The organism is Streptosporangium amethystogenes subsp. fukuiense, from assembly GCF_042665875.1.
In the GTDB taxonomy this organism is placed as follows: Bacteria; Actinomycetota; Actinomycetes; order Streptosporangiales; family Streptosporangiaceae; genus Streptosporangium; species Streptosporangium fukuiense.
On the sequence record NZ_JBHTEE010000001.1, the window covers coordinates 6,890,362 to 6,903,010 of the forward strand.

Sequence of the window (12,649 nt, forward strand, 5' to 3'; positions counted from 1 at the left end):
TTCCGATGTGGCTTCAACCGGTTCTTCATGGTGCGTCTGTCACCACGCACGGACGATTCACGCCGGAGACCGGGCCTGGTCGATGCGGAGCCGAAGTGTCCGTGGCCCGCGGACCTGGCCGGTGGACCAGGTCACGGTCGCCGGGTCGGAGAGGCCGAAGTTCGGAATGCGTTCGAGCCAGACCTCCAGGGCGACCCGCAACTCCATCCGCGCGAGGTGGGAGCCCACGCAGCGGTGGATGCCGAGGCCGAACGCGGCGTGCCGGTTGACCTCGCGATCGATGACGATCTCGTCCGCCCGCTCGAACTGCTCCGGGTCCCGGTTGGCCGCCGGGAACGACAGCAGGATCCAGTCGTCCGCCTTCATGTCGACGCCGTTCCAGTGCGTGTCCTCCTTGACCAGCCGGGCCATCGTGACCGGCGCGTAGGCCCGGAGGAACTCCTCCATCGCGGTTGGCAGCAGCGCGGGCTCGTCGACCAGGCGCTCGCGGTCGGCCGGAGTCCTCGCGAGATGCCACAGCGACGCGCCGATCGCGCTCCAGGTGGTGTCGATGCCGGCGATGAGCAGCAGGGCCATCGTGCCGGCCACGTGCGACGGGTCGAGTTTGCGGCCGTACAGCTCGGCGTTGACGAGGTAGGTCGTCAGGTCGTCACGCGGGTTGTCGACGTGATCACGGACCTGCGCGAGCAGGTAGTCGAACAGACTCTCCATTCGCGCGAGGCGTTCCTCCGGCGGCAGGTTGACGCCTTCGAGCGTGTTCTCGATGAACTCACGGAACCGCGGCCCGTCCTCGGGTGGAAAGCCGAGCATGTCGGCGATGACCCGCATCGGGATGTACTGGGCGTAGTCGCGAGCGGCGTCGACGGTGGACTGTCCCTCGAACCCGTCGATGAGCGAGTGGCACAACGCTCTCGTCGCCTGCTCCCGCTTGGCGACCGCGCTCTTGGTGAACGCCGGGAGCAGCAGCCTGCGCGCGTCGTGGTGGAACGGCGGATCGGAGGAGATCGGCGGTGTGCCGCCCACCGGTGCCGCCTCCCGGGGCGGCCGGAAGTTGCTCATGACGATCGACCGCGAGGAGAAGTGCTCGGTGTCGTACGCGATCGCGGCGACGTCCTCGTAGCGGGTGGGCAGCCAGCCGCCGCCGAACCGGTCGGTGTGCGCGATCGGGCAGCGCTGCCGCAGGTCGTCCTGGATGGGGTACGGGTCGGCGGCCCACTCGGGTTCCAGGTGGGAGAAGTCGGTCGCCCAGTTCGTGACCGGGCCGGTGATGATCTCGTTGCGGGTGCCGAGGGGCAGGTCTGCCCGCGATTCCCGGAAGTCCCGGGTGAAGCGGTCGTCGCCGGTCATGTCACGCCTCCTGCACGATGTCGATCGCTCGTTCGGGGCAGTTGGACACGGCCAGGTGGGCCACGTGCTCATCTCCCTGCGGCACGGCGCCGTCCGCGATGACCTGCCCGTAGCCCTCCTCGTCCTCGGTGAACAGGGTGGGGGCGAGGTCGTAGCAGCGGCCATGCCCCTGGCATTTTTCAGAATTTATCTGGACTCTCACTACGGTGCTCCGCTCTGTGCGGTGGTGTCGTCAGCAGGGGCGAGGCCTGCCACGACCCGGGTGAGCAGCGTGCTCCACTCCGCGTCGTCGACCCCGTGCAGGCCGGCCGGGACGAGCGCGCTGCCCATCGCGAGCAGCAGGCAGAAGTGGGCGAGCGCGTCCGGCGACAGCGTGGGGTCGAGCTCGCCGTCGTTCTGGGCGATGCGCACCAGTTCCGCGAGCCAGTCGGAGCGTTCGCCGACGTAGTCACGCATCGGCCGGGCGACGTCCTCGTCACGGCGGGCGGCGACCAGCGCCTCGACGATGAGAAAACCTCGGGCGTCGCGCCGGCGGGGCAGCCGGCGGCCGATGACGAGCAGCAGATCCGTGATCGACCGGTCGGGATCGGCGGCGAACAGGTCGGCGAGCAGCCGTGGCCCGTGCGCGCGCAGTGCGGTCACCAGCAGCTCGGCCTTCGAGCCGAAGTGCGCGTACAGCGCGCCGTTGCTCACTCCCGCGGCCGCGGCGATGTCGGCCACCCGCGTGCCGTCGTACCCGCGCTCGGCGAAGACCTCCGCCGCCGCGTCCAGCAGCCGCTCCCGGGTCTCGGCGGCGGTGACACCCGCGATACGCCCCATGCACGAAGTAAAAGAGCATTCATTTAATTCGTCAAGAGCCTTGTCCCACAACCACCGCTGTCTGGGGCCCTTGCAGATGTCAGTACGGCACGCGAGTTGTCAGTGGACTTGGCAGTGGGCCATCGGGGATGGCAGTAGACGCGTGTACGACAGGAGGTTCAGCCTGTGGCATCTGGCCGTATCCCTCGGCGTTTGACGTTGGTGGTTGAGCCACAGCCGGGTGAGTCGTTCGCCTCTTGGGTTGATCGGATGGCGGTGCGGAACGGATGCCCGCCGTGGACGCTCGTTGAGTCTTTGGGGCTGGACGTGCGCGCGAAGGCTGGCGATGTCCGCTCGCTGGCGTACGGCATCGTCGCGAATCCAGAGACGTACGAGGCGATCAAGTCCGCCACGGGAGTGGATGCCAAGATCGTCCGGGGAATGCACCTGGAAGTGTTCGACGGCTCCGCCGTGGACTTGGCGGGCGTCCGTGTGGGGGACAAGGAGTCGGTCCGCCGGGCGGAGGCTCGTGAGTGGGCGCACTTCTTCGGCGGTCGGGCTTGCTCAGAGTGCTTGGCGGCTTCGGAGGGAGCGTGGCAGATGTGGTGGAAGCTGGGTTGGGCCGGGGTCTGTCCGATCCATCGGGTGGGTCTGGTGGATCACTGCCCATCATGTCGCGTACGCATACGACGGGGGTCGGCTGGTCAGCCGCGTGGCCTGTCCCGCACACGCGTACCTGCCCCGCTGCAATGCGGCGCGATTCTTAGCGGGAGTGTTTGTGATCAACCGATCCCGCAGATCAGGACGAGTACGGTGAGCAATGAACTCGTCCACGCGCAACGGATGATGCTCGAGGTTGCGACGCGCCGCCGACCTGCGCTGATCGCGGCCCAGGTGGTGGGGGCCAGCCAGTGGTTCGCGGCGTTGAAAGCGATTGCGATGTTGGTCCGCCTGGGGATGCCGGAGGTTCTGCCTTTACTGGATGCGATGTCTCCCGATGCCCGGCGGGCAATGGCCACAGAAGCGGTGGTGCGCCGGTGGAATCGGGCAGGGTCAGCGGGCCGCTTCGGGATGATTCCACAGACCGCGTTGGTGGCAGCGGGATTGCTGGCAGTGGCCTTGCACGTGGTCGCCGCGGAGAGGGAATGGGAATTGGCGGCCCGGTTGAAGCCACTGGCCGCAGCCGCTCGAATCAGATGGAACGGGCGGCATTCGGATCCGCTCGCGGAATTGGATCTGCCATCCGTGTTTGCAGAAGCCCTAGATGTCTTACCTCGGCGCGGTCGCCGGTCCTGAGCGAGGCGGGGGAGTGGAATGGTGGTGAATCGATTGGTCTGTGGTCAATGGGTCCAACTAAGGGGGCATGGCAGGGAAAGCGAGGACAGAGCCGATCACAGGGCGCTACCGTGACTTGCGTCACAGTAGTCTACCGGGCATTGCCGAGGTCTGGATGACCAAGAACAGGCGGCCTGACGGTCTGTGGAGGCGTGATGAAGCTGGCTGCCGACCTGCAGCTACGCAGCGTCCAAGTTCGCTACCTGCACCCGGATGGGCAGGAAGAGCGCTGCTCGCTCGAAGATGCCGCCGAGGTGGCCTTCGAGAACTGCGGCGCGATCCGGCGCATCCCGCACCGCGCCGATCAGGCGCACACGCCGAGCACCCACTGGTCCTCCACGACGAACCGGATGATTGAATGCGAGTCGTATCTGGAGAGCGTCTGGATGACGCTGCTGGACTTCAACCCCGAGGTGAGCGGCTTCTCCGGCCAGCCGATGCAACTGTTCGGTGTGGATGATCGCGGCTCCTGGAAGGCCACGCCTGACTTGTTCGTCCGCTGGCTGGACGGCTCGGCGACGATGATGGAAGTGAAGAATCCCGCCCGGCTGGCCGATGCGAAGGTGAAGGCGACCGCCGAGCGGGTGGCAGCCTGCTGCGCGGTGGCGGGCTGGGGCTATGAACTAGTCGGCGAACCGCCTGGGCGGCAGCGCACGATCAACGTGCTGGCGTTGGCGGGCTATCGCCGCGAGATGGTGGGGGTGAGCCACTACCGTGCGCAGCTGCTGTCCCTGGCCGGCGAGCCGGTGCAACTAGGACAGCTGGTCAGCTTTACCGCCGAACCGCTGGTGGCCCGCGCGGTCGTGCTGCACCTGTGCTGGACCGGGGAACTGGCAGTGGACCTGACCCGGCCGCTGGAGGACACCAGCCTGGTTCAGGCCACTACGGCGAGCAGCGGCGCTGGGGCGCGGCAGTGAGCGGAGACGGAGAGGCGACCGGTCGGCGGCTGGCGACGGGCGAGTGGGTGTGGTTCAACGACGCACGCCACCAGGTGGTCGGTCAGAGCGGCAGCGAGGTTCACCTGCGGTCGGCCGGTGGGGAGTGGACAGCCATCTACATCGCGGCCCTGATGGCGGCGCCCGGGTTTCGGCTGGTCAGCGAGACCTCTGCCGAGTCGGCCTCCTCTGCTGTCGACGCCGGGGCGCTGCTGGACGGCTTGCCGGAGGACAAGGCGGCAGCAGTGCGTGACCTCGAAGCGCACTTGAACGAGATCAAAACCGGCTACCGCAGCGGCGATCCGGAGCAGGCCGCACCAGGTGAGCCACGCCCCGCCTACGATCTGGCGTTACATCCGCGACGCGTTGATCGGGTCCGGGCTAAGGCTGCTGAACTCGGCATCAGCGAGCGGACGATCTGGCGCAAGCTGCGCCGTTTCCGTACGGAGGAACGCCCCGGGTTGATCGACGGGCGCGGCGCTGAGGTACGCGATCCGCTGGCCCGCGCCGATCAGCGAGTGCTGGATGCGATCCTCGCGCAGCACCGGGTCGGTGAACGGGAGGACTCCACCGGCGGCTTGGACCGGTTCTGCCGGCGGCTGCAGGATCGGCTGGATCACGAGTACGGACTGGGGACGGTGCAGATTCCCTCTGCCAAGACCGTCGCCCGCTACGTTGAGGTGCTGCTGCCGGGCCAGTACACCTTCGGTCGCGCTCCCTCGCGGCGCAGCGCGGCGGCGCGGCCGCAGCGTTCCTACCGGCCAGACCCGGCGGTGCGGCCGGGCCAGGTGGTGATGATCGACGCCACCCCGCTGGACGTGATCGCCTACGACCCGATCGGCGACGTCACCCATAAGGTGCACGTCGTGCTGGCGATCGACGTCGCGACCCGGACGCTGCTGGCCTGGCGGATGACCGTGAGCGACACCCGTGCGGTCGACGTGGTGATGCTGCTCAACGACGCGATCACACCGGAGCCGATGCGGCCCGGCTGGCAGCAAGCGCTGGCATTCCGGATGCTGCGCCTGCCCATCACCCGCGAGGTGGACCTGGAAGAGCGGCTGGAGCTGGCCGCGGCCCGGCCGGTGATCTGGCCGGAGGAGATCCTCGCCGACCACGCCAAGGTCAACCTGTCGGACGCGCTTCGCGAGGCCTGCCTGGATCTGGGTATCAACCTGGGCCTGGCCCGCAAGGCCAACCCCACCGACAAAGCCAACATTGAACGCGCCTTCGGCATTATCAGTGAAGATTTCGCCAAGCATGTCGCCGGCTACAAGGGCTCTGACACCTCCAGCCGGGGCCGGCTGGTGGAGCACGCCGCCCGGTGGAGCCTGGAGGACTTGGAGGAGTTCTTCGCCGAGTACGTGGTGGCCATCTATCAGCGGCGCGTGCATTCGGGACTGATCGTCCCGGGGTTCCCCGAGCTGGAGATGTCACCGAACCAGGCTTACAGCCTGATGGTGGCCCGCTACGGCTACATCGTCTGCCCGCCGAGTTCGCACCACTACTGCAAGCGGCTGCCGATCGAGTACCGGGTGATCCGCCCGGAGGGGGTGCAGCGCGACTACCTCATCTACGATGATCCGATCCTGGGCAACTACCGGCGGACGATCTCGCCCGTCCCGGGCAAGGGCAGGAAGTGGCCGATCCGCTACCATCCCGGTGACCCCAGCCGGGTGTTCATCTTCCTCGAAGGCGCCTGGCACGTGCTGTTTTGGACGCATCTGCCGGACCCGGCCATCCCGTTCACCTGGCGAATGGTCGAACAGGCCCGGAAACTGCTGCACGAGGGCGGACTGCGCGAGCCGAGCCAGCAGGACATCGCCCAGGCCCTGGTGGATCTGCAACGCCGCATGGACGCGCCCGAGTCGGCCACCGCCCGCACCCGCCGCGAGCTGCTGCGGGCCCGCGAGGACGCGCGCGCCATCAAACGTGATCAAGCTCGCGCCCAGATCCGCGAACAGGAGGAGCCGCCTCCGGCGCTGACCTTGGTCCCGCCCGCCGAAGAGAAGGAGCCTGTGGATGCGGTCGTGATGGACCTGAGCGAGCTTGAGGAGTTCGAGATCTGGAACCCCGGCGCGCCGCAGGGGCCGGACGGCGCATGAGCAAGCGTGTCGCGCAGCCGCGTACCAAGGAGCACTGGCGCGAGCTCTGCGCCCGCCAGGCCCCGCCGCGGCCGGAGCCGGTCAGCCGCAGCGAGTACGACAGCTGGCCCGCCGAGCGCCGGGGCCCGTTCGACGAGCAGCGCGCACGCTGCAACGCCAACCCGCCGTTCATCAAGCACCCACAGATCCTGCAGGTGCTGGCGGTGCTGAAGCCGAAACTGACCCAGGGCCGATACAGCGAGGACGGCACTTACCACAGTGCGATCATCAACGGGCCCGGGCACTGCGGCAAAACGTCGCTGCTGAAGATGATCGGCAAGGACTACGAGCTGGCCTGGCGTGAGCGCCACCCTGGCTGGGCGCCCCCGCCCGGCGTGTCCGCGTCGGAGTTCCGCGGCGACTTCCTCGGCGACCGGGTGCCGGTCATCTACGTCAGCGTCAGCACCGGCGCCACCGCAGGCATGCTCTCCCAGGCCGTCGGCAAGTTTTTGCACGTCCCGACCCCCGGCCGCGCAGCGAACAAGTGGACGTTGACCGACCCTGTGCTGGATGCGATGGAGGCTGGCGGCACCGAACTGCTGCTCCTGGACGACCTGCACATGCTGGACAAGATCCGCGACGATGGCCAGGAAATGAACGACCACATCAAGAACCTAGCCAACCATGCCGCGGTCACCATCGTCGGCGCGGGGATCCTGTTGGAGCAGGGCAACCTGTTCACCGACGGAGCTCCGCCCCGCACCCGCCCGGGCAAGGCCGGCGCTGCCCTCAACGGACACGAGCGCGGCCGGGCCGGGCAGTTCGGCTCCCGTTTCGCCGACCTGCAACACCTGGCACCCTTCCGGATCACCACCGCAGAGAAACAGCGCACCTGGATGTCGCTGGTGCGTCACTTCGAGAGCAACTTGATCCTGCTCGATCACCAGCCCGACTCCCTCACCTTGAAGCACTGGCGTTACCTGTACGAACGCACGTCCGGCTACATCGGCGGGCTGGCGATGCTGTTCAAAGACGCGGCGCACATGGCGATGGACTCCGGTGCTGAAGCGCTCACCCGCGACATCTTGGACAGTGTGATCCTCGGTCACGACGATGAGGTCGACTACGCCAAGACCAAAGCCCGCCGTCAAGCCGCCGCCAAGCGCCGGGCGAAAAGCGCCCCGCCCGCGTCCGGGCAGAGCACGGGCACCGGATGATCCCGCGCTACACCGCCGAACTCGCCGGGTCCCCGCGGCCACCGCTGCGCCGACTGGCCCTGGTGCCCCCGCCGGCCGATGGCGAGGCTTTCCACTCCTGGTTCTTCCGCCTGGTCGAGGCACACCACAGCCACCGCGACACAATTACGTCCCTGCTCGGTCTGCCCGCTTACACGCCCCGGCGCTACACCTTGGGAGAGGACTTCTTCGCCATCCACGATGGGGAATACGTCTTCGAGAACCTGCGCGATGCCACTGGCCTGCGCGCCCGTGCCATGAACGCCATGCTGCTCACTGGCCAAGGCGGCCGATTCATCACCCATAGCTGGACCGGCAACACCACCACTCGTCCTTGGCCATGGCGCACCGACACTGCAGCCATCTGCCCTCGTTGCTTGGCCGCGCCAACCCCGATCTGGCGCATCGCCTGGCATCTGCTGCCGTGTGTGGTCTGCCCCCTGCACCGCGTTTATCTGACGGGCTGGTGCCCAAGCTGCCACACCCGGATCAGCGTCGGCGACACCCCTCGTTATCGGCGCGAATGCAACGGACCCTTCGGTCGGCAAGGACGCATCATCGGCTCTCGGAACTGCCGCCAGCAGCTCGCTCAGCTCCCTTGCCATCAGCTCGGAGACGAGCGTCTCCTGCGTATCCAGCACGACCTCTGCGCCCGCCTACGTCGCCCACGAGATGGCCCCATCGAACCCACCAAGGACTTCTGGGACCTCTATGAGCTGCTATTTCGGCTGGCCATCTATCTGGGCACCCCAGAGATGCTGCCCACCGGTACTACATTCGTAGGTCTGCTGGGAGTGGGTCGCCGCGCCTTCGATAGTGGCTGATCAGGGCACGCATCTGGTGAAGCCGCCGGAAGTCCGACCAGGCCAGGACATGATCGATGGCATTGGCCGCGGGGATGAACAGCCGGGCCAGAACACGACGGATCTCGGCCAGAGACAGCCGCAAGGGCCTCAGCACGATGATGCCTCCAGGAGCGGACGGTCTTTTCCCTTGTCAGCGGCTTCATCGGCGTCGACGGGCAGGGTGGCGCGCATGACGGCCAAGAACGCCAGCGCGAGCATGCAGGTGGTGACGTGCCGGTGCCAGGGCGTCCACTTGCGGACCTGGTACTGGGTCAGGCCGAGCAGGTCTTTGCCGTGCTCGTTGTTCTCCTCGATCTTCCAGCGCATCCCGGCCGCGTCGATCACCTCGGTAACGGCAGTGCCGAACGGGGCGTGGGCCAGGAAGAACTCCACCTCGGAGGGGGCATTGACCGAGCGGCGGATCAGTAGCGTGTGCGCGTATCCGGGCGCGGGCGCCTGCTCGGCCACGGCCACGGCCACCGCGGTCCAGTCGTAGACACGCGCGCCCTTACTGCCGTTCCCGCACGAGCGGCGCTCCCAGATCTGCGGGGTGCCCTGGGCCAGCAGCCGATCCAGCACGTGCCCGACCGGCTCGGCCCCGCCCCGCACGGCGGCCAGGGGCAGATCGACGGGCACCGCCATGACGTAGCCGAGTGCGCGTTCATGGCAGAACGCGCGCAGGTGCGGGTCGCGGCCATATCCCGCATCGGCACACAGGTACCGAAACGGCGTGCCGGCCGCGATCTCCTCGCCGAGCATGTCGATCACCAGCTGGGGCTTGGTGCGAAAGGCCATGTACTCGGGCACCCCGGCCCTGCCGCGGCGCTCGCCGTCGTGCGCCCAGGCCTCGGGCAGGTACAGACGCCGGTTGACGAACGCGTGCCCGGCGTCCGAGGCGTAGGTGAGCAGGGGAATGACCTGGCAGTTCTCTACCTGGCCGGTCAGGCCGCAGTACTGATCGGCCACGCCGACCGACGCCTCGCCCTTCTTGATCGCGGCCGTGTCGTCGGCGATCAGCACCCCGTCGGTGCGGCCCAGATGGGCCAGCACGTAGGAGCGGACCTCATCACGCAGGGCGTCGACGTCCCATTTTGCGCGGTCCAGCAGGTGCTCGAACCGGTGGGCGGTGGCGTGCCCGATGTGGTCGGCCAGCTGCCAGGAGTTCTTACGCGGTACATCGGCCAGCAAGGCGCGTACCAGGTCGGCGAAGGCCTGCCGGGGCTCGGGCCGGGCGAACAAGGGGTCGGCGATCCGCGTGACCAGCGCTGTCAGTTCTGTATCCCAAGACACGACCTGATCGTAGGAAAGGAAGGAAGTCACGCGCCGACCATCGGCCCACAACCACCCGTCAGGGACGGAGATTACCCAAGATCTACACGTTCAAGATCTACGAATGTAGTACCGGCACCGACGTCCACCTCTGGTGGACCTTTCACGAGTTCTGCCATCTACGCGACCAACTCGCTCTGACCAGCGGCCCTGCAGCCCGCCAGTTCTGCCGCGACCTGCTCAATTACCAACCCGGACCGTTGCTCAGCGCGGCCGCGATGCTCATCGTCGATGAGATCCGCCTCGACGGCACTTTGCTGGACGCGCTGCGCTACTTCATAGACCAGCGCCGCTTCGACCCCTGGGCCGGAACCCTCTGGCACGAGTTCTGCGACGACTACCACCCCACTGCGATCACCAACCGGGTCCTCAACCACCTCCAGATCAGAAACGTGGACCCAGCACTGCTGAAACCGCTCGCTCTCTGGGAACCAGGCGCGCCGCATCACCTGCACCGACCCGCAACCATCGAGGACCTCGACCTCCCCGAAGCCGCACTACTCCTGGCCGGCGAAGGACTACGCCCATGACAGACGACCGAAGACGTCCTTATGCCCCTGCAGTGAGCACATTCGCAGGCAACAAAATCGCGATCAGCGGTGTCCCTCACCCAGAAACTGCCGCGCGCCACGCAGTTCGGTCCGAAGCCGCCCCTGAGTCATGTAGCACCGCAGGCGCACATCCATCGGACCGGGCAAACCGGCCTCCGAGCGCAGCCCTGAAGGAACCTTGTCCGCGTCGAGTCCATCGCGCCGGGCGATGAGCAGCCCCAGCTCGTACCGGCTCACCGCATCGGCTCCGGCGACGTGGTGGATGCCGTGATACTCGGATGAGGCGAGTTCGAGGAGAGCTGCGGCGAGGTCGGTGACATGCACGGGACATCGCACATCGTCGGTGAACAACGTTCCCCTGACCCCGCCGCCGGCCAGTCGATGCACCAGCGCCTCGTGCGGAGAACCGCCGTCACCGATGATCAGGGATGTCCGAACTACCGCTGAGTTCGGCACGATGGCGCCCACCGCCGTCTCGGCGGCGGCTTTGGCGGCACCGTAGGGGGTGATCGGGTCGGGAACGCACGTCTCGTCATAGCGAATCGCCGCACCGGAGAAGACCGCGTCGCTGGACACATGAACCAGGCGCCCGCCTGCCGCGGAGGCAGCGAGAGCCACGTTCACGGCACCGACCGCCGTGGTCGCCCAATCCGTCTGCCGGTACGCGGCATTGATGACCACCTCTGGCTGCCACGCGCCGATCAGGGCGCCAACTTCCTCTCGCTGGCGCACATCGAGCGGCGACCACTCAACACCCGCGATCTCTCCCGATCGGGTCAGGTAGGTCCCGGCCACCTCGTACCCGGCCGTCAAACACCGCCGGGCGAGCTCGCCGCCGAGAAAGCCACTGCCACCGACGATGAGGATTCGCATGGACGGTCACCATAGTCGCTCATGTTCAACTGGCGTTCGATCCGACACACATGGTGCTGTATCAGTCGCAGCGCGCAGCCGGTCGATCATGATGGGCTGCGACTTCAGGCATGGGACTCGCAGAACAGCCAGTGCCCACTTGACGGCTGTGGAGACATGGCCAAGCGGCGCCAGATGGGCGAGGGCGTATCAGCCGACCTCCATCAACTCGGCGGCAAACAGCGCGCTCGCCGCCCTGAGGATCTCGTTGGCGCGCTTGAGCTCGGCGTTCTTTTTGCGGAGATCGCGCAGCTCTGCCAGTCGGATGGTAACCAGCTGGTCGTCGTCTTGGTGCGTGGCCTCATCCTCGCGAATCCATGTCCGCAGTGCTTCGCGATGGACTCCTAGATGCTCTGCCAGACGGCTGATGGCCGGTTTGGGTTCCGACTCCCGGTACAGCTGCACCGCATGCGATCTTAGGTCATCGGGGTACTTTCTTACGGCTGGCACCCGATCGTTCCTCTTCCCTCGTGAGCCGAGCGACCTTCTGATGGCGATCCTGACAAGGCGTGATGCCATCTGAAACCTCACTTCGATCTCTAACGGAGAGCAAGGCAATCACACTCCGTTAGATATACCACGCATGGTACAGACTTTGGGCGGGGTGCATACCAGGTTTGGTACGTGCCATCCGCGATCACGCCCCGACTCACTGAACTGCGCAGACAGTTCGGCATCAGGGTCCGTGAGGTGCGTGAGCAGCGAGGTCTGACCCAGGAGACGCTGGGTCAGATGGCAGAGGTCGACAGGAAAACCATCAACCGGATCGAGAACGGCGCTTACAGTCCGTTACTGGATCACGTGTTCAAAATCTCCGATGCGCTCCAGATATCAGCCGCTGAGCTGTTTCATTAGCCAATCTCATGATTGCATCGAACGTGGAAGCTCTATGGTGTAAGCGCGCCTTGATGTGCTTTCCCGCTGATAGCGGCAAAGGCACTCAAAGACGCCAATTTGCTGCGGGAAAAGCCTGCTAGCTGTGACAGTGTGGCTCGCGGCTCGCTGGCCCCAGGTGATCTGGATAGGTTGATCCTGCCATCCGACCTGCCAGCAATCACGCCTATCGGATGGCGGGCGCACGCTGCTCTACTGGCAGGCGTGAACGTGGAAATGTCGCCTTTGTGCTTGGACTTCTCGAAGGCAGGAAGAGGGGTTCCTAGCCTGGCTTTCACTGTATATCGTCGATATTCGATGAATACCTCTAGAACGGGCCGAGGAGTACGCGAGCTGGTTCAAGGCACTGGCCGACGACGCGCATCCAGATCGTGTCGTTGCTGG

12 protein-coding genes and 2 pseudogenes are annotated in these 12,649 nt (G+C 66.5%); 8 read left to right on the forward strand and 6 right to left on the reverse strand.

Annotated elements, in window-relative coordinates:
• Positions 1-57: 57 nt before the first annotated feature.
• From ACFQVD_RS30250 to ACFQVD_RS30260, 3 genes are read right to left on the reverse strand one after another with little or no spacing between them, the layout of a single operon-like run.
• Positions 58-1,347 (reverse strand): cytochrome P450, encoded by a 1,290-nt coding sequence (locus ACFQVD_RS30250; RefSeq protein WP_343961374.1) that lies wholly within the window; start codon positions 1,345-1,347, stop codon positions 58-60.
• Between the two features lies 1 nt (position 1,348).
• The gene (locus ACFQVD_RS30255) at positions 1,349-1,549 is read right to left on the reverse strand and encodes a ferredoxin (protein ID WP_343961372.1); all 201 of its coding nucleotides are present in this window, start codon (positions 1,547-1,549) and stop codon (positions 1,349-1,351) included.
• Positions 1,549-2,166, reverse strand: coding sequence for a TetR/AcrR family transcriptional regulator (locus ACFQVD_RS30260; RefSeq protein WP_343961370.1), 618 nt, complete (start codon positions 2,164-2,166; stop codon positions 1,549-1,551). The genes ACFQVD_RS30255 and ACFQVD_RS30260 overlap by 1 nt, the downstream gene beginning before the upstream one ends.
• A 201-nt stretch (positions 2,167-2,367) precedes the next feature.
• Between ACFQVD_RS30260 and ACFQVD_RS30265 the strand changes: the two are divergent.
• The 6 genes and pseudogenes from ACFQVD_RS30265 to ACFQVD_RS30290 form a co-directional block, all read left to right on the forward strand.
• Positions 2,368-2,787, forward strand: a pseudogene (locus tag ACFQVD_RS30265) (TniQ family protein); the annotation flags it as partial.
• Between the two features lie 171 nt (positions 2,788-2,958).
• On the forward strand, positions 2,959-3,441 hold the full coding sequence (locus ACFQVD_RS30270) for a hypothetical protein (RefSeq protein ID WP_343961368.1): 483 nt from the start codon (positions 2,959-2,961) through the stop codon (positions 3,439-3,441).
• 194 nt (positions 3,442-3,635) lie between these two features.
• Complete coding sequence (locus ACFQVD_RS30275) at positions 3,636-4,397, forward strand: TnsA-like heteromeric transposase endonuclease subunit (RefSeq protein WP_343961366.1); 762 nt, start codon at positions 3,636-3,638, stop codon at positions 4,395-4,397.
• Positions 4,398-4,444: 47 nt separating this feature from the next.
• Positions 4,445-6,520 (forward strand): hypothetical protein, encoded by a 2,076-nt coding sequence (locus tag ACFQVD_RS30280; protein ID WP_343961363.1) that lies wholly within the window; start codon positions 4,445-4,447, stop codon positions 6,518-6,520.
• Positions 6,517-7,716 carry a TniB family NTP-binding protein gene (locus tag ACFQVD_RS30285; protein ID WP_343961361.1) on the forward strand — a complete coding sequence of 400 codons (1,200 nt, stop codon included), beginning with the start codon at positions 6,517-6,519 and terminating at the stop codon, positions 7,714-7,716. Before ACFQVD_RS30280 ends, ACFQVD_RS30285 begins: the two co-directional genes overlap by 4 nt.
• Positions 7,713-8,558, forward strand: a complete 846-nt coding sequence (locus tag ACFQVD_RS30290; protein ID WP_343961358.1) for a TniQ family protein — start codon at positions 7,713-7,715, stop codon at positions 8,556-8,558. The genes ACFQVD_RS30285 and ACFQVD_RS30290 overlap by 4 nt, the downstream gene beginning before the upstream one ends.
• 129 nt (positions 8,559-8,687) lie before the next feature.
• Here the strand turns inward: ACFQVD_RS30290 and ACFQVD_RS30295 are convergent, their stop codons facing one another.
• The gene (locus tag ACFQVD_RS30295; protein ID WP_425580312.1) at positions 8,688-9,899 is read right to left on the reverse strand and encodes an IS701 family transposase; all 1,212 of its coding nucleotides are present in this window, start codon (positions 9,897-9,899) and stop codon (positions 8,688-8,690) included.
• Positions 9,900-10,126: 227 nt separating this feature from the next.
• Here ACFQVD_RS30295 and ACFQVD_RS30300 point away from each other — a divergent pair, with 227 nt between their 5' ends.
• The gene (locus tag ACFQVD_RS30300; RefSeq protein WP_343961354.1) at positions 10,127-10,438 is read left to right on the forward strand and encodes a hypothetical protein; all 312 of its coding nucleotides are present in this window, start codon (positions 10,127-10,129) and stop codon (positions 10,436-10,438) included.
• Between the two features lie 63 nt (positions 10,439-10,501).
• On the opposite strand, the gene ACFQVD_RS30305 is transcribed toward ACFQVD_RS30300, so the two are convergent.
• Together ACFQVD_RS30305 and ACFQVD_RS30310 are read right to left on the reverse strand one after the other, a co-directional pair.
• Entirely contained in the window at positions 10,502-11,332 is an 831-nt protein-coding gene (locus ACFQVD_RS30305) for an SDR family oxidoreductase (protein ID WP_343961351.1), read from the reverse strand.
• A 216-nt stretch (positions 11,333-11,548) separates the two neighbouring features.
• Positions 11,549-11,890 (reverse strand): annotated as a pseudogene (locus ACFQVD_RS30310) (transposase); the annotation flags it as partial.
• 105 nt (positions 11,891-11,995) lie between these two features.
• Here ACFQVD_RS30310 and ACFQVD_RS30315 point away from each other — a divergent pair.
• Positions 11,996-12,226: a helix-turn-helix transcriptional regulator gene (locus tag ACFQVD_RS30315; RefSeq protein WP_343961345.1), complete on the forward strand. Its 231-nt coding sequence runs from the start codon at positions 11,996-11,998 to the stop codon at positions 12,224-12,226.
• The last annotated feature ends 423 nt before the right edge of the window (positions 12,227-12,649 follow it).